An 18131-nucleotide genomic window follows, 5' to 3' on the forward strand; every position below is an offset into this window, starting at 1 on the left:
GTTCATCTCTTATTATTAAACTCTTTTCTATTAAATTCAAATTGTTTTTCTATTATTCTTTTAGACCTTTTCCCATACCTTTTAGAAAATTGATCCCAAAACCTACCGCACGGTTTACATCAGGGTCTTTTAATACTTTTACTAAATCAAGTATTCCTATTTTATCATCCTTTTCGAGATGTTTATTTCCTTCATCGATTCCTTTTGTTACTGAATTGATGAACTTTGTTGTTAACTCTGGGTCGACACTTGAAAGTGCACCAACAGCTCCCATCATATGATTGATGACATTCGTGACTGGTTCGCGGTTTATTTGTCCTAAAGCAATTTTTGTAATTTTTTCTTTCGATTGTAACATTGCATTTGTAGCTTCAAGGATACCTGCTTCATTTAATTCAGAAACGATGTTTAAAATTTTATTTAACGAATCTTCATTTTCTGCTAATAATAGCTTCAAATCTTCTAGTTTCTGCTGGTTTTGCTCTTCTTTAGTTGGTATATATTTTTTAATCGTCGTGATTGGTTGTGCCATCTTCATTCCCCTTTATTTTGTCGTTAAGTGGACGTATCCTTTTCGTTCCCATTTTCGCTGTACCTCAACTCCATTTTGAGGGTTTCGCTTTTTATTACGTGGGTTTGATTTTGGCAACGGACTTTCACCTTCTACACGTAATACTTCCATTCTTACTTTCGTTTGTTTATAAGCTGGTGTATTTGTACGGTGATCTTTAGCTGGACCTGTTAAGAAATTGATTGCAGATTCATTACTTGTTGAATTCATTGGTAAAAACAATTCATTTTTTTGTACTCGATCCGTTACTAATGCAGGTAATTTCAGCGCTCCATACGGTGAAACTAATCGAACAAGTGAACCATCTTTAATACCTCGTTCATACGCAAGTTCTGGTGAGACCTCTACAAAAATCTCGGGCACTTTTAATTGAATACCGTATGATTTATTCGTCATATTCCCTTCATGGAAATGCTCAAGCATACGACCATTATTAATTAATAGATCATACTCATCAGCAAACTCAACAGGTTCCATCCAATCAGCTAAAACAAATCTTGCTTTTTTATCTGGGAAATTAAAACCATCCTCATAAAGCAGTGGCGTACTTGCTCCATCTAAGCTTCCCCAAAGGAAACTATCCCAACCTTCCATCACCTCATAGCTAGCTTGTGAGAATAGTGGTGCTAAGCTGGCCATTTCAGCAAATATTTCACTTGGATGTTGATAGTTCCAGTTTGCACCTAATCGGTTGGCAATTTCTTGGATAATCCACCAGTCAGCCTTCGATTCACCAAGGGTCGGTAATGCTTGATATAATCTTTGTACTCGACGCTCAGTATTTGTAAATGTTCCTTCTTTTTCAAGTGATGGTGCAGCAGGTAAAATAACATCGGCATATTGCGCTGTTTTTGAGAAGAAAAGATCTTGTACAACAAAGAAGTCCAAATCTGATAAAACTTCATCTACATGGTTTGCATTACAATCGACAAGCGCCATATCTTCACCAACTAAGTACATAGCTTTCATCTCGCCCTTTTCGATTGATTGAAGCATTTGGATATTATCTAAACCAGGTTTTGCTCCGATCTCAACCCCCCACGCTTTTTCAAACTTCATTCGGGCCGCATCATCTGTTACATGCTGGTAACCAGGCAGCCATCCAGGAAGAGTACCCATATCACATGCACCTTGTACATTATTGTGACCACGAAGAGGATAAGCGCCTGCACCTTTGCGTCTATAGTTTCCTGTTGCAAGCAATAAGTTGGAAATCGCAGCCGATGTATCAGAGCCACCAGTGTTTTGTGTTACGCCCATGCCCCATAAAATACAAGTTCCATCAGCTTCATGAATCATTTTGGCAATTTGAATTAACGTTTCCTTTGAAATTCCAGTTACACTTTCGGCATATTCAAGCGTATATTTCTCAAGAACATCTTTAAAATCTTCAAAGAAATGAACATTCTCATTGATGAATTCTAAGTCATGCCAGCCTTGGTCAATGATATATTTAGTTACAGCCATCAACCATACTTGGTCCGTACCTTGCTTTGGTCTAATAAAAATGTCAGAGCGTTCAGCCATTTCATTTTTACGAAGATCGGCAACAATCAGTTTTTGACCATGTAGTTTATGTGCTCGCTTCACTCGTGTCGCAAGTACAGGATGACCTTCTGCCGGGTTGGCACCAACGATTATAACTAGTCCAGCTTTTGCGATATCTTTTATCGTTCCTGCATCTCCACCCATACCTACCGTACGGAATAATCCATCTGTTGCTGGTGATTGACAGTAACGTGAGCAATTATCAACATTATTTGTTTCAAATACTTGTCGAGCCAACTTTTGTATTAAATAGTTTTCTTCATTCGTAATTTTCGAAGATGAAATAAATCCTACAGAGCCCCTGCCATATTCTTGTTTAATGGAACCAAGTTTACTTGCAACTAAGTCAAGCGCTTCATTCCAGCTCGCTTCAACAAATACGCCATTTTTTCGAATTAATGGCTTTGTAATTCGTTCGTTAGAATTGACAAAATCCCAACCAAATTTACCTTTTACACAAGTCGAAATGGCATTTACTGGTGCATCCGAGCTAGGTTGAACTTTTAAGATTTTTCGATCCTTCGTCCAAACCTCGAATGTACAACCAACACCACAGAAAGTACAAACAGTTTTTGTCTTTTTCGTACGTGTTTCTCGCATTGCTGCTTCAACCTCTGAAACGGCAAAAACACCACTATATCCAGGCTCTACTTTTTTTACTAGATCGATCATCGGATCAAGTAACTCGTCATTTAAACCAGTCATAAAACCAGCTTCACCAAGCATTGATTTTTCCATCAATGCATTACAAGGACAAATTGTTACACATTGTCCACAACTAACACATGAAGAATCATTAATCGAAACTCCCTTGTCCCAAATAACACGTGGACGTTCAGCTTCCCAATCAATTGATAAAGTCTCATTTACTTGAAGATTCTGACATACTTCCACACACTGTCCACATGCAATACATTGATTTGGGTCATATCGATAAAATGGATGTGTCAAATCTACTTCACAAGAAGCTACCTTTGGCTGATAAGGATACTTTTGGTGTTCAATGCCCATTTCTTCAACCGTATTATGTAGCTTACAATTTCCATTGTTATTATCACAAACTGTGCAATATAATAAATGATTTTCTAATAAACGATCCATCGCTTCAGTCCTGGCTTCCTTCGCTTTAGGTGAAGTCAATTGAATATTCATTCCATTCATTGCTACAGTTGAACAAGAGCGCTTTAGCTCTCCATTAATTTCTACAATACAAGTATCACAAGTTTGAATTGGATCAACTTCAGGAACATAACAAATTTGTGGGTGACTAATTTCATTTTGATTGATGATTTGTAAGATTGTAGAACCTTGCTTTGCGTTTACTTCTTTCCCGTCAATCGTGATTGTAACGATGTTATTTTTCACGGTCTTCCTCCCCTTCTTTCACATAAAGAAAACTCCCCAAATACTCCCTTCACGCGGCCAACTTATCCTTTAATCACAAAAAAAATCCACCATGAATACACATACCCGATAAATAGGTTTAATGTCATCATGGTGGAATAGTTTATTAGCAAATCATACTAACATACCAATCCATTTTTTATTTACTAAAATGATAGAGTCATAACATTCCCATACTATGATTCCATCTCATTAAATTTATTATAAGCTTTAAATGGTCATTAAACAATAGATTAACGGCATGAAAGTAAAACGCTTACAATTATTTACTTACTTTTGTTTTTAATTTCTCAGCATTTTTATTTAGCTTACTAACTGCCTCACTATACTCTTTTTCAAGCTCATCTATAATGTCGGCAATGGGACTGATTTTTGTAATTGCCCCAACACCATGACCAGCAGACCATATTTCTTTCCAAGCCTTTGCATTCGATTCATTTTTCATTCCATCGAAATCGACTTTTTCCTTCTTTTTCAATGTTTCAGGATCAAGACCAGCCTTCACTATGCTTGGGATTAACATATTCGCCTTCACTCCAGAGAATGCATCAGTCAAAACGATATCTTCTTGCGTTGCATCAACTAACATTTGACGGTATTCATCATTTGCTAAGCTTTCCTTGGCAACAATGAAGCGTGTTCCCATATAAGCTAAATCAGCGCCTGCAGCTTGTGCAGCCAATATACTTTTACCAGTTGAAATCCCACCTGCTAACACAATAATGCCATCCCAGAACGTACGAACACTATCAACAAAAGCAAATCCATTTAAATTTCCAGCATGTCCACCAGCACCTGATGCAACTAAAATTAATCCATCAACACCAGCCTCAGCTGCTTTTTTAGCAAACTTCATATCACTAACATCCGAGAATACTAGTCCGCCATAACTATGTACAAGATCAACCACTACTTTTGGAGAACCTAATGAAGTAATGACAAGCTCAGGCTTATGTTTTTTCAACAGCTCAAGTTCTTCTTGTAATCTACTATAAGAACTATGAACGACCATATTCATCGCCCATGGTGCAATCTTACGTTCCGGCTCCTTTTTGCGTGCCAAAGCAAGATGATCATTTAATTGCCCCATCCATTGATCAAGTACTTCAATTGAGCGAGCATTCGGTGCTGGAAATGACCCAATTACACCATTTAAACATGCAGCCTCTACTAGCTCAGGACCAGAAACTAAAAACATAGGAGCAGAAATCGCTGGCAACTTTAATTGACTCCACCATTTTTCAGGAATTTGTTTACTCATTACTATTTTCCCTCTTTTCTTAACGGAATATTCTGATTATCAATAATGATACATTAGTAAACTATTATTTTCAACACTGTCTCTTTCAAAATTGCTTTACTTGGTGCTATATGTCATAGCCAGGCTACTAAACTTGATATACAAATATAATTTAATGAATAATAAATAAAGAATCTTATCCTCTCAATACACTGTAAGATTCGGCATTTTCATATCCTACTAATTCAATAGTAGATAGAAAATTATTATTAGAACGACCGTGAATCATTATATAATAAATTTACACTTTCTAGTCCTATACTTCCAATCCGCCTAAATAAGGAAAAAATTTCTATATCCAAACAAATTGTGACAGTGTTCGACCGTAGAAAATTGTAGAATAGTCACATATAATTAAATAATGTAATATAATTGTAATATTCTAATCTGTATTTCAGTAAACATTGATAGATGGACAACTTGGTTATGGGAGGAATTGTTTTGGAAAGTACCTTAAATGTGAAAGGAAATAATATTAAACGAGGAAGATCGTTTAAACGGTCTCTACCTTGGCGTGTCATTACGATTGGCATTATTATTATTACGACACTCTTAATTGTGGCATTTGGCTATCAGGCGAACCATTTTAATGCTCAAATCAAGATAAACGGCATAAATTTAGGTGGACTAAATGCTGATGAAGCACTAAAAAAACTACAAACAAGCGAACTTAAAAACATTGTTTATGTAGGGGATCAGAAAATTTTCGATGGAAAAGATACAAAGATGAGCTTTACAGATAACGATCTACCAGCTATAAAAAAAATACTAAAAAACCAGCGTACGTTTTTTCCTTCTTCAAAAGAAAGAAATTATACTTTAGTTCCGAGTAATCGAGATGAATCTCAAATTCAAACAATGAAAAAACAGATTGAAGATAATCTTCTCACGCTTAATAAGAGCCTAAAAGCTCCAAAAGATGCAACTGTTCAATTGAAACAAGGTAAAATGATTGTCACTAAAAGTATCAGCGGTGAGCAGTATGATGTCGATCGTCTATTAAAAGACTATATGGGACAAGGATATTCAAGTATAATTCGTCTAAATCCTGTATACATACAACCAATCAAAGAGGACAGTAAAATTGTCAAAAATGAACAGAAAAAACTTCAAGAACTACTAGGACGAACAGTTCAGTATAAAGTTCAGGATAAAGTTTATTCTTTAAAAGCGAGTGAATACATTCAAAATGCTTCGGTGTCAAAAGATCAAAAAGTTGCGATAGACTCTAGCAATCTTAAAAACAAGATTGCTGAAGTAAATAATTCTCAGTCTACATTAAATAAAAATTTTACATTTAAAACACATTCAGGATCAGTCATCTCCGTTAAAGGAGAAGGCTATGGCTGGGCATTAGATGTTGATAAAGAATTATCATTAGTTCAAAAGGCTTTTGAAACAGGCGAAAAATCGATTTCTGCAACGAATATTATCGGACATGGCTGGAATAATGAAGGTTATGGATATAATACAACCACAAACAATGGGATTGGCGATACATATGCTGAAGTGTCGATTGCAAAACAGCGTATTTGGCTTTATAAAAATGGCAAATTAGTTATTACAACAAATGTCGTTACTGGTAAACACGTCACTGGTGAAGATACTTCAAAAGGAGTGTGGTATATCCTTTATAAACGGACACCATCAACCTTAAGAGGATCCCATGTAGGACTTGGTTCTTATGAAGTTAAGGTCGATTATTGGGCACCATTCACCAACAGCGGACAAGGTTTCCACGATGCTAGCTGGCGAAGCAACTGGTCAAGCAATGCCTATCTAAATGCCGGATCAGGTGGCTGCGTTAATACTCCACCAAATATAATGAAAACAGTATATGATAATCTCAGCACATATGAGCCAGTAGTCATCTACTAAAAAATAACTAATCAAAAACACTGAAACCTTAAATACGTTTCAGTGTTTTTTTATACTTAATTTAAGATTGTTACTTTCACTTGTTTTCTTCCAAAATTAATCGCATCTTGTTTATTTGGAATAAAGACATCAATTCGATTTCCTTTGATGGCACCACCAGTATCTCCAGCGATTGCTTCACCATAACCTTCTACATACACTTTACTTCCAAGTGGGATCACATTTGGATCAACGGAAATGACTTTTGTATTTGGATTCTTTTTCAAGTCAATTCCAGTAGCAGTAATCCCAGAACATCCATTACAAGAAGCTGTATATGCAGTTGCTTCCACTGTTACTACTTTTGAGCCCGTTGCTTTTTTAGTAGATGTACTTTCTTTTGGTGCAGGTGTACTTTCCTTCGGTGCTGGTGCACTTACTTTTGGTGCTGTTGTACTTTCCTTCGGTGCCGGTGCACTTACTTTTGGTGCTGGTGTGCTTTCCTTTGGTGCTGGTGCACTTACTTTTGGTGCTGGTGTACTTTCCTTTGGTGCTGGTACACTTACCTTTGCATTAGCAACATCTTCTCTTGCTGCCGATGCAGTTTTTGAAGATTCTTTTACTGATTTCACTGTTGAAGTAGTTTTAGAAATTGTTGCAACATTTGTATATGTCATTTTTGAATGAGCTATGTTTTTTACGCCTTCAAAGATTACTAGATTTAATCCAGGTTGAATTAAGTCCGTATGTATATTGTTCCATTCTTGAATTTGCGATACTGTTACATCATGAGTTTGAGCAATATCCCATAACGTATCACCTTTTTTTACTTGATATTGTTTTTCTGGTGCAATGATCAATTGATCACCAGGATGAATTAAGTCTGAAGTAATTCCGTTTAACATTTTAGTATTTTCAACGGTTGCATTATTTGCACGTGATAGATCCCAAATGGTATCACCTTTTTTTACTGTAACCGTAGCAGCTTGTACATTAGCACTTACAGATACTGAGAGTGCAGCAGCTGCTAAAATGGTTGTAACTTTCATTTTGTTAATCATTTCTTTTTACCCCCCATGTTTCTTTGTTTGCTAATTTTTACTAATCGTAACATAGATTTTGCAGAAAAAAGTAACAGGGAGATGATAAATCATTTACTTTCACAGCATGTTTATTACAGTAATATATCAAAAATTATGGAATTATCGATGAAAAAAGGCATTTCTTCAGTCTCTTTTCAAGTTAAATTCCCCGTGATATTTGATTCTAGCTAATTTTTTTATAATCTAAATGAATATTACAAAATATGACTTTAGTAATTACATACGTTACATATATTAATTATATTTATTCTAGAATACTTATTTCACCTAAGCTGTTTAGTCATTAAGTGATAGATTTTATAGTTTTGAAGTAGAAAAGCCGTCTCTTTATAAAGACGGCTTTGTTGTGCTTTGTTTAGATTTGTTATTATTTAAATGAAACGTTAGCCAATGCTATGCCAATTTTATTTTGTGCATCGGTGAGAATACTTGAGGTTGGTGTATAACCGTTCATTAGAATAGCAAAATATAAATGTTCTCCATCTTTAGTAGTCACATAGCCTGATAGTCCACTTACTCCAGTAAGGGTACCTGTTTTAGCATGCACATTATTTTCTGCAAGTGTTTGTACCATTCGGTTTTTCAATGTACCATCAACGCCGGCAATCGGGAGTGATTGATAATATACACTAAAATTAGGCTCTTTATTCATACCTACAAGTAAAGATCCGATTTGGCGGGCAGAAATCATATCATATCTACTTAAACCAGATCCATCTACCATTCTATATGTTGGCTCAATACCGAACTTAAGTAAGTTATCTTTAACAACTTGTGCACCTGCAGAAGAGCTTCCTTCCCCTTTCTTTTCCGCTCCGAGTCGCTTTAGGATCATTTCTGCATAGAAATTGTCACTGTTTTTGTTCATATAGCCAAGAATATTACGTAACGGAGGAGATGATAATTGTGCTATTTTCTCACTTCCTTCTGTTACAACACCGGTCTTTACCTCTACTTTCTTATTAAATTTAATCCCTGCTTTTTCCATTTCTTCTTTTATTATTGTACCTGCATACAAAGATGGCTCCTCGACGGCGATCTGTTCATTATTAGGTTGTACACCTAAAGGTAATTCTCCTTTTAAATGAATGATGTTTTTGCCTCGTTCTTTTTCAATAGTAAATGTATTTTTTGCATCAGCTGATACTGTTTTAGATTCATTTATAATTTGCATATACTCTGTTTTAGGTTCTAAATGATAGGATACTTGTTTGCCCACTTCACTAGGTTGATAGTTTACTAGAACTGAACTCCTATTAATTGATAACGCACTGATCGGGGCATTGTATCCATATGGTTCATCATCCCATGCCCATCCAGTTCCTAGTCGTTGCGAGTCATACTGACTTTCATCAATAATCATATTACCTGTGATTTGAGTAATTCCTCTTTTCTTTAAGTCTTCCACTAATTTTGCAATCTTTGTTCCATCTTGTTGGCCAGTTGGGTCATCTGACTGGAGTGTTGGATCCCCGTATCCTTTAATAATGACATCCCCTTCTACTTTTCCATGCTTATTCGGTTGCGCAGTTAAATAAAGTTCCGTTTTGAACGAATAGTCGGGACCAAGTTCTCTTAGTGCAGCAGCTCCCGTTAAAAGTTTCATATTTGAAGCAGGCGTAAGTAGATCATCGCCATCTCGTTGATACAGCACTTCTTCCCCACTGTTACGGTCAAGTGAACCAACGACTATACCAGTAGTTACACCTTTTAAATTTTCTTGATCCAAAATAGGGTCTATCATGGTAGAAAGTAAGAATGTATCGGCTATTGTTTGTACTCCTTCACCTGTTTGATTTGGATACTGGCTCAACAGAACAGCAACCGCATCCTGAAACGCCGTGGCTGAAGATGACGTGCGAACACCGTTTAGGATAATTGAAAACGCAAGCTTATCACCATTTTGATCTGTAACATAACCTGACAAACTATTTACCCCGCTCATCGAACCCGTTTTGGCGTGTACATTTTTTTCAGCACTCGTTCCAATCATTCTTGATTTAATCGTTCCATCAACACCTGCAATCGGTAATGAACGTTCAAATACTTCCTTATACTCTTGTTTAGACACATAAGTTAATAATTGTGCCATTTGCTTTGGTGAAATTAAATCCATACGCGATAAACCGGATCCATCAACTTGCCTATAATTAGTTTCGATTTCAGCTTTTTTCAGAAATTCCTCAATAACTTTTGCTCCTGCATCAAAGCTGCCCTCATTTTTAGCAACTACTCCTAATGCTTTCAAAAGCATTTCCGCGTAGAAATTATCACTTTGTTTATTTAACTGAACAATCAATTCACTAAGGGGTTGAGAGTTATGTACAAGAATCGGAGTACCTGTTGTGATTTTAGTCTTTTCTACTTGCCCTTTTTTCTTTGTTATGTCAATTCCTTCTGCCTTCAAAGCTTTTTTCCAAACATTTCCTGCAAAAAGGGCTGGGTCGTCTATCGCTACATCTTCAGTATAGACCGATGAAAGTTTACCAATCGTACCACTAATAACAATTGTATTTGTCCCTCGAGGTCGATCGATCGTCATGTTATTTTTGTTACCATCAACAATTTTTGCATTGTTTTGAACAGTTACATACTCAGTAATGGGATTCATCCCTAATGAAGGAGATTCACCAATGGCACCATCTGGGGTAATCGAAAGACTGATCATATTTTCATGCACAGCTAATGCACTGATTTGAGCATTATAGCCATATGATTCATCGTCCCACATCCATCCTGCTCCAAGTCGAACGTCATCATAGTAACTATCATCTACTAATAAATCTCCACTAATAAATGTGATACCCTTTTTTGATAGCTCTTTTGCCATATTTTGCATATCCTCTTCAGATAAGGATGGATCACCATATCCTTTGACAATTACATCGCCATGCAACACTCCTTTTTTATTAATTTGACCAGTAGTATACACTTCAGTTTTAAATTGGTAATTAGACTTAAGTTTATCGAGTGCTGCTGCTGTAACAAACAGCTTTAAGTTAGAAGCCGGAACAAATGTTTTTTCCGCATCGTATTGATCCAACATTTCCCCGGTTTTCGTGTTATACACTGCAATTCCTGCATGAATACCGATCGTGTTTGAATTTTTTGACAAATCGGCTACCAGACGATCAATTTGCGGAATAGTCTTGACTACAGACGTTGTATCAGTAGACGTCGCATATGCTGGTAGCGTGAAAACTTGAAAAGCCAATACGGAACTTAACAATAATTTGCTACCAATCCGTTTCATATTTCTCATAATTACTCTCCCCTTTTATATTTAGTACACCTATAAAGATTCAAAATTTTCTAAATATAACCTTTATATTTATTTAAATAAATTTAAAAATCCAACAAATTATCTACAAAATATTCCTTAACTAAGGCTTTTAATCCATTATGTTCGTATGTAGTTTATTGCTAGAGTAAAAGTTAAAGAAATACGTTCGTACGCTTTACTACTTATTGACTAAAATAACACATAAAAAAAAAGACCTATACAAAGTAAGGTCCTCGACACAAAAATTAAACGCGATACTCATCCGCTCGCCAATTTTTAATCTGTTGTTTAATCTCTTTCGAACTCATTCCTTCATTTACCGCTTTTTCACTTAACGCTACAAATTCCTCATCGCTAGCAAATCGTAATGCAATGATTTGTCCCATTGTTAATTGAGGATTTAACGGTTTACCAGTTAACGTAAAATGACGAAAATTTTCTTCCATTCGAATAACACGATCTTGCACTTTGTTAGAATAAAGTCTTGTTAGAAAAAATGAAACAACTAATAATAGCGAAGTAACTAAAATAAAGACTGCTAACCAGATCTGATCTTGATTTTTTATCGCGCTACACAAGTTAACGATTGATCCAATAATTGTGATTAACGCTAGTGGTGCCCCAAAAAAGTGAAAAACTGGATGATATCTCACGTGATGATCAAAACTTTGTGGTTTCATATGTACATCTCTCCTCTATATATGCTTTCTGTCCCTATCCTAACATTATTAAGCTTACTACTTAATTATCATTAAAGAATTATTATTTACAATAAAAAAATCTAATAAGTCAAAAAAACTTACTAGATTTGAATCAAAAATTAGATTCTTTTTTCAGACACTGCTTCGCTTATTACACTATACATCTTTTCAATACCTTCATTAGAAGCCTCAAAAGTATAAGCATTTTCATTTGAAATTCCTAGGCTACTAGCTTCTTTTGCGACATCGATATTTGCTCCCATAAATAAAAATTCCCAATTATACTTTTCTTGTTGGTGATCGATCAGTTGCTTCACTTTCCTATACGTAAATTCAACACTCGCATTCTCTAATCCATCAGTCGTAATAACAAAAATGACTTTACTAGGTCGTTCCACCTCGTTACATAAAGACAATCTGTTTCCTACATTTATGATGGTTTTACCGATTGCATCTAACAGTGCAGTAGTGCCTCTTACAAAATACTCTTTATCCGTTAATTTTACTTCATGTGCATTGCATCCATCCCATAAAACTTCATACTGGTCATCAAAAAGCACCGTTGTTACATTCGTTTCTCCATTAAAACTACTTTGTTTTTTCATAAATGCATTAAATCCACCAATCGTATCACTTTCCAGTCCAGCCATTGATCCACTTCGATCGATTAAAAAGACAATTTCTGTTTTATTACCGTTCATTCTAAATCAACCCCTTCATTCTTGATGATATAATAGTAACTGAATGAATTAGTGAATAGGTCGCCTTAAAAGAGACATTTTTTAAAAAGGGGAATTTTAAAATGCTTAACGAAAAACTTTTGATTGAATTACAACTTTATGTAAAACAGCATTTAGAAGAGGTAAAAATAGAAGAAATACATTTTAGTGAAGCATATACAGCTGAACCTTTAGAAAATTTAGAGATTGAAGCTTTTATAAAAAACAAACTGAAACCAACATTCAAAGAGCTTTTATTTAACTTTATCGATAAAAAAAATGTCAGTGACCCATTAATATATAAAAAGGCAGGAATTGACCGAAAACATTTTTCAAAAATCCGCTCAATACCTAATTACCTACCAAAGAAAAATACAATCATTGCTTTATCACTAGCACTTGAACTAGATCAAACTGAAACGAGCGAAATCTTAAGTTCCGCTGGCTATACATTATCAGACAGCGATTTAAATGATTTAGTCATAAAATTTTTCTTAGAGAACAACATTTATGATATCGATTTAGTCAACGATGCATTGGGCCATTATAATTTAAATCCACTAATAAAATAAAACAGCAAAAAAAACATCTTAAATCACCTTCAAGGGGATGCATAGATGTTTTTTCATTTCATCTATTAGTAACTTACTTGATCTCTTCCATTATGCTTTGATTTGTATAATGCTTGATCAGCTTGCTCAATTAACTTTAAGTAATCTTGTTCAGTTTCAACAACCATTGACGCTACACCAATACTTAATGTAACTATTTTTTTCTCTGATTGCTCATGTTCAATTTTTAATTTTTTTATATTTCTTCGTAATCGATTACCTATTTTAAGTGCATCCTTTAGATCAGATTTCAGTAACAAAATCGAGAATTCCTCTCCACCATATCGTGCAACGATACCAGATTCGCTTGTCGTATCTAATTGCAAACTAGTTGCAACTCTTCTTAAACATTCATCACCTTTTATGTGACCATAAAAATCGTTATATTTTTTAAAATAATCCACATCAACCATTAATAATGTTATTGGTATTGATGTTTCATATGATTTTGAACATCCAAATAATAGTTGTTTTTCAAAGTATCTACGATTAAATAGTCCGGTTAGACTGTCAACATTTGCGATATTTTCCATTTTCTTTAATTTTATTTCTGTATTACGCGTTTGATATGCGATAAAATAACTCAAAAATAAAGCTGGAACAAACATGATAAACCAAAATCCGATCGTTTCACGTAGTCTTTCAAATTGAATCTCACCACTCGGTCCAATCATCCACTTATCGATAAAGTAAAAACTAATACCTCTAAACAAAATGATAATAGGAGTCAAAAATTGTATTCTTTTCTTTTCATCCCATTTTTGAAAATTCAAATAAAATCCAAAAAATAAGAGAAACAAAAGCAATAGTGAATCTATAAAGTAAACGGGACTTAATCCATTAATAAAATAAAAAGCAATAATATCGAAAAAAAACATTGTCACTAATGTAATATTCCCAAAAAAGATTACTGCGATCTCCATTCCAAGAGCCCTAATTTGTATATTCATTCCATAATTTGTAATAATCGGAAAATTTATTAAGACAACCGTTAATACACTCAATAGGATCCCGATAAAAAATTCTTGAAATTTCGATTTCCCTGCAAACCTTTGTCTTACTTCTCCCCATAAGATAGAAGAGCTTAGATAAAAAAAACTAATGATGATCGTATGTGTGATGAAAATATTTTTTAAAAGCATAATCCCCTCCAGGAATTACCTTAAATTCTGTCTTAAATACGCTTATTCTTAACTATTCTTCAAAATTATATTAGCAAAATTTAATAAAGTATTTGTATAGTTTACATTAAAAAAGACGTCATAAGTCCACTGACTCTTAGACGCCTATTTTTTATTCAACGACACCAGAATGCAGTATATTTACTTTAGCCTTCACTTTTATTTTTACATTCGGATATTGCTTCGTCCACTTTTTCACATCAAAGCCTCTATAATGAGCTTCTAATTTAGATCCAAATCCAAATGGATCGACATTATTTTTCTGTAGAAGCGATAAAAGTTCCTGACTTTGTTTTTCAAGATCTTTTTCGATAGTCTTTTCTAGTTTGTTTATATTCTTTGGGATCAAAAGTGGTTCTGGACCTGTAAATTCTTGTATTCTGGCTTTAATTGAAGTCGAGATGGTAAACTTAGGAATTCCTTTTTTAACTTTTACACCAATTTTAGTTTTCGAATTAATATTATCAATTGCTATATATTCTCCATCAATTTTAAACTGATGTAAGCCTTGTTTATATTTCTCCATGATCGTTTTAAAAATAAAAGCATATTTCCAAGGAATAACCGTAACAACTTTATCTTTTTTAAAAATAGCAAGTCCACTTATTTTAACCCGATCTTTATCTATTTTTAACACAGGTAAGTATGGATCCTGCCCTACTTCAAAATATTGATAAATAAATGTTGAGAAATCAGTATAAGGCACCGGGCCTTTATCTGAATTATGGATTAGTAGGTCATGTAGAAAAAGTGCTGAATTTTCTTTTTTCAACGGTTTAAATGATAATAAATCCTCTGTTTCCCCATCGAATATTGCTAATTGTAGTACACTACCAACTGATGGGTCACGGTTAAACGTGTCAACAATCGGAAAAATCCCTTTCTTAGCTAACTCTAAACTAAAAGACACAAAACGTAATTGTCCTGATATTAAACGATAGCGTACTTTACTATCTAATCTTTCTCTTATCTTCTTGATTGTTTCACCACTTGCAGAAGTTACTTTAAAAATGGACTCCGCATTTGGTCTAAATATAGGAAAAACCGCTGTTCCTCTAAGCATACCTGTCTTGTCTAAGTCGAATCCAGCTCCTTCAATAAGATTTAACTCATTTACATCTGAAGAAGGAACAAGAGAACAGCCATTTAATAAAATACCTAAACTAACAACGAAAATAAGTAGAAAAGTTTTCATACAGCTTTCCCTGACTTTTTAAACATATAAATAATTGAAAGAATTGGTATATAAATATAAAAAAGACATAATGAAATTTTACTAGTATAATCTGTAAATGAATTGATTTCATTACGCGACTCAAGGAATTGACAAACAATAATAATAACTAGACTTATTATGATTAATACATACTTCTGTTTCCATTTAAAAATTAATTTTATTCCCCTACTTGAACTCCATAATAATAAAGTTAAGATTGATATGACCTTAATTAAGAATGTAGAAATTAGAATGTATTCAAACCTTTCTATAAATGGGAATTGAATTAGTTTTGCAATATAGATTCTTGACCAAATGATATGTTCAATTTGTTTTTCGCTTAATAGTAAAAAAGTAGTGAAAGCAGATAATGTAAAAATCAAAGTTGAAAAGCCGACCCCCCATTGAGCAAACTTTTGACATGAATTTGCATTTCGAATAAATGGAAAAACCATCAGTAAAATTTCAAACCCTGCCATTGTGTAGTTTGACTGTTTTGCAGACTTCATTAAATCAATAAATGAGTGGTCAAGAATAGGGAATATATTGTCTATATGGATATATTTATGTGGCAAATGAAATAGCAAAGTATATAACACTGCAGTGAAGATTCCAGATAAAAAAGCCATACCCACTACTACCCGGAAGCCACCTGATATAATGTAATAACATAGCAATAAAATGATTATGCCCAATAGCCATGTTTGAATCGTTGGAAACATCCAAACTTGAATGATTTCGATATATAGCCTTAATACAGAAATTGCTGCAACTATAAAATACAACAAAATGATTAAACTAAAGAACGAACCGACGATCTTACCAAATAGTTGTGTATGGGCATCAATAATATCACCTTTTGCATTCGATAATAATTTAAACATAAACCATAAAACAACATGCACAAATACTCCTGCTATTAATACACTAATCCATGCATCATAACCTGCATCTTTTGCGATGATCCGTTGGAATCCTAATACACCAACTCCTATTTGAGAACTTGTAATGATAAAAAACAGGAGATATGGTGATACTTGTTGTCTTCTATAATTGGCCATGAACAAATCTCCTTTACATTATTCATCAAAATCACTTGGTGGACCAGGTTTTTTTATATCAGTTGTTGACCGAAATAGAGTAGCCGGTCTTAAATTTGTCGGTCTTTTTTTCTGCATCGAAAATGGCAGCCTGAACCATAAATCATTGAAAGCCGTTTTTCTAAACGGATACGATCCAATATACGGTCTTCCTAAAGAAGTTAATCTCAGTAAATGAGTCATTAAAAAGATAAAGCCCATAAAGATTCCTAAAAGTCCAATTAGCTGTGCCATTATAATAATCGGAAACTTGATAAACCTGATTGTATTGTTAAACTTATAAATTGCTGATGTGTAAGAAGCAAGCGTACCTAACCCTACAAAAATTAAAAGAATATTACTTGTTAGCTTTGCTTCAACAACCGCTTGACCAATAACGATCCCTCCAACAATACCGAGCGTTTGACCAATTTTTGATGGTAATCGAAGACCAGCTTCTTTAACGAGCTCGATTGTCAGTTCTAAGAAAAATACCTCTATTATTGGAGGAAACGGCACAGATGCTCTTGAGATAATCAATGATTCAAGAAATCGTGGTGGAATCAATTCGTAATGAAAAGTCAATATAGCTACGTAAAAAGGTGTAATGAATATTGAGAGAGCAAAACCGAAAATCCTTAGAGCACGGAAAAATGTAGCGAGTACCCAATTGACATAATAATCTTCCATCGCGATAAAAGTCTCATCAATTAAAGCAGGTGTAAGAAGAACATTTGGAGAACCGTCCACTACAATGGCAATTTTCCCTTCAGTTAATCCACCAATTGTCCGATCAAGTCTTTCAGTTGGGATCGATTGTGGGAAAATAGAATGTGAGTTATCCGCGATCATTGACGAAACAAAAGAACTATCCGGAATATGATCATATTGAATGTCTTTTAGCCTCTGTCTAACAGTTTCAACATTCTCTTCATCAACAATTCCACTAACATAAATAACAGAAACACCCGTTTTTGATAAATTCCCAACTTCAAATTCCTCCACATGAAGGTCAGAAATTGGTAATTTATTTCGAATTAAATTGATGTTTACATCCATATCTTCTACAAATCCAACTTGAGGACCTAAAGTAGTAGCTTCCATGATCGGTGGACCAATTGTTCTAGATACATTATTCGAAATATTAACAAGTAAACACTCTGTAAAATTATCACCATACTGAATTGCCGTATAGCCCTTTAGCAGTTTACTTTTGATTTTATAACTATCTGAAGTAATCGTAAGCTGTTGAACTGGAATTTGAGTCATCAATTCCTCAAGAGTATAATTCTTTGTTAAAAACGGAAGTACTTGATCATGCATGATCTCAGACCTAATTAACGTTCGGTAAAAATAAATACTATAGTAATTATCCTGCTGAAGATCACTTGAAGTTGTAAATTTAATAAAATCATTTGATTTCGATAATTCATCAAACCAATTTTCAGTTGAGGAATCTTTTTTCATACCATCTTTATAAGTTCTCATACCATTCCCCTATTTTGATTTTATTTTATCATTTGAAAATAAAATGGAATTTATACTAAAAAATGGAAGA

13 protein-coding genes are annotated in these 18131 nt (G+C 34.2%); 2 read left to right on the plus strand and 11 right to left on the minus strand.

Annotated features, from left to right (window positions below; translation table 11 throughout):
- Positions 1 to 52 precede the first annotated feature (52 nt).
- The 3 genes from ACSBO6_RS14710 to ACSBO6_RS14720 form a co-directional block, all read right to left on the minus strand.
- A complete protein-coding gene (locus tag ACSBO6_RS14710; RefSeq protein WP_098845011.1) occupies positions 53 to 532 on the minus strand; it encodes a helical membrane plugin domain-containing protein in 480 nt (159 codons plus the stop codon).
- Positions 533 to 544: 12 nt separating this feature from the next.
- Positions 545 to 3484 carry a formate dehydrogenase subunit alpha gene (gene fdhF, locus ACSBO6_RS14715; RefSeq protein ID WP_498843569.1) on the minus strand — a complete coding sequence of 980 codons (2940 nt, stop codon included), beginning with the start codon at positions 3482 to 3484 and terminating at the stop codon, positions 545 to 547.
- Positions 3485 to 3785: 301 nt separating this feature from the next.
- Positions 3786 to 4784 carry an NAD(P)H-dependent flavin oxidoreductase gene (locus ACSBO6_RS14720; RefSeq protein ID WP_498843570.1) on the minus strand — a complete coding sequence of 333 codons (999 nt, stop codon included), beginning with the start codon at positions 4782 to 4784 and terminating at the stop codon, positions 3786 to 3788.
- Between the two features lie 465 nt (positions 4785 to 5249).
- Between ACSBO6_RS14720 and ACSBO6_RS14725 the strand changes: the two genes are divergently transcribed.
- Positions 5250 to 6701: a L,D-transpeptidase family protein gene (locus ACSBO6_RS14725; protein ID WP_498843571.1), complete on the plus strand. Its 1452-nt coding sequence runs from the start codon at positions 5250 to 5252 to the stop codon at positions 6699 to 6701.
- Between the two features lie 56 nt (positions 6702 to 6757).
- Here the strand turns inward: ACSBO6_RS14725 and ACSBO6_RS14730 are convergent, their stop codons facing one another.
- From ACSBO6_RS14730 to ACSBO6_RS14745, 4 genes are all read right to left on the minus strand, one after another.
- On the minus strand, positions 6758 to 7741 hold the full coding sequence (locus ACSBO6_RS14730; RefSeq protein ID WP_498843572.1) for a LysM peptidoglycan-binding domain-containing protein: 984 nt from the start codon (positions 7739 to 7741) through the stop codon (positions 6758 to 6760).
- A gap of 409 nt (positions 7742 to 8150) precedes the next feature.
- A complete protein-coding gene (dacB, locus tag ACSBO6_RS14735; RefSeq protein ID WP_498843573.1) occupies positions 8151 to 11045 on the minus strand; it encodes a D-alanyl-D-alanine carboxypeptidase/D-alanyl-D-alanine endopeptidase in 2895 nt (964 codons plus the stop codon).
- 266 nt (positions 11046 to 11311) lie between these two features.
- Positions 11312 to 11746 (minus strand): DUF6526 family protein, encoded by a 435-nt coding sequence (locus ACSBO6_RS14740; RefSeq protein ID WP_098845016.1) that lies wholly within the window; start codon positions 11744 to 11746, stop codon positions 11312 to 11314.
- 140 nt (positions 11747 to 11886) lie between these two features.
- Positions 11887 to 12468, minus strand: a complete 582-nt coding sequence (locus ACSBO6_RS14745) for a vWA domain-containing protein (RefSeq protein WP_098845017.1) — start codon at positions 12466 to 12468, stop codon at positions 11887 to 11889.
- 101 nt (positions 12469 to 12569) lie between these two features.
- Here ACSBO6_RS14745 and ACSBO6_RS14750 point away from each other — a divergent pair, with 101 nt between their 5' ends.
- A complete protein-coding gene (locus tag ACSBO6_RS14750; protein WP_098845018.1) occupies positions 12570 to 13058 on the plus strand; it encodes a hypothetical protein in 489 nt (162 codons plus the stop codon).
- 65 nt (positions 13059 to 13123) lie between these two features.
- On the opposite strand, the gene ACSBO6_RS14755 is transcribed toward ACSBO6_RS14750, so the two are convergent.
- The 4 genes from ACSBO6_RS14755 to ACSBO6_RS14770 all read right to left on the minus strand — a co-directional run bounded on the left by ACSBO6_RS14755 (position 13124) and on the right by ACSBO6_RS14770 (position 18061).
- The gene (locus ACSBO6_RS14755; protein ID WP_098845019.1) at positions 13124 to 14239 is read right to left on the minus strand and encodes a diguanylate cyclase; all 1116 of its coding nucleotides are present in this window, start codon (positions 14237 to 14239) and stop codon (positions 13124 to 13126) included.
- 151 nt (positions 14240 to 14390) lie between these two features.
- Entirely contained in the window at positions 14391 to 15473 is a 1083-nt protein-coding gene (locus ACSBO6_RS14760; protein ID WP_098845020.1) for a Ger(x)C family spore germination protein, read from the minus strand.
- A complete protein-coding gene (locus ACSBO6_RS14765) occupies positions 15470 to 16555 on the minus strand; it encodes a GerAB/ArcD/ProY family transporter (protein WP_098845021.1) in 1086 nt (361 codons plus the stop codon). The genes ACSBO6_RS14760 and ACSBO6_RS14765 overlap by 4 nt, the downstream gene beginning before the upstream one ends.
- 18 nt (positions 16556 to 16573) lie before the next feature.
- Complete coding sequence (locus tag ACSBO6_RS14770) at positions 16574 to 18061, minus strand: spore germination protein (RefSeq protein ID WP_498843574.1); 1488 nt, start codon at positions 18059 to 18061, stop codon at positions 16574 to 16576.
- Between the last annotated feature and the right edge of the window lie 70 nt (positions 18062 to 18131).

The sequence above is a fragment of the Bacillus sp. AL-1R genome, assembly GCF_052180195.1.
GTDB lineage: Bacteria > Bacillota > Bacilli > Bacillales > Bacillaceae_G > Gottfriedia.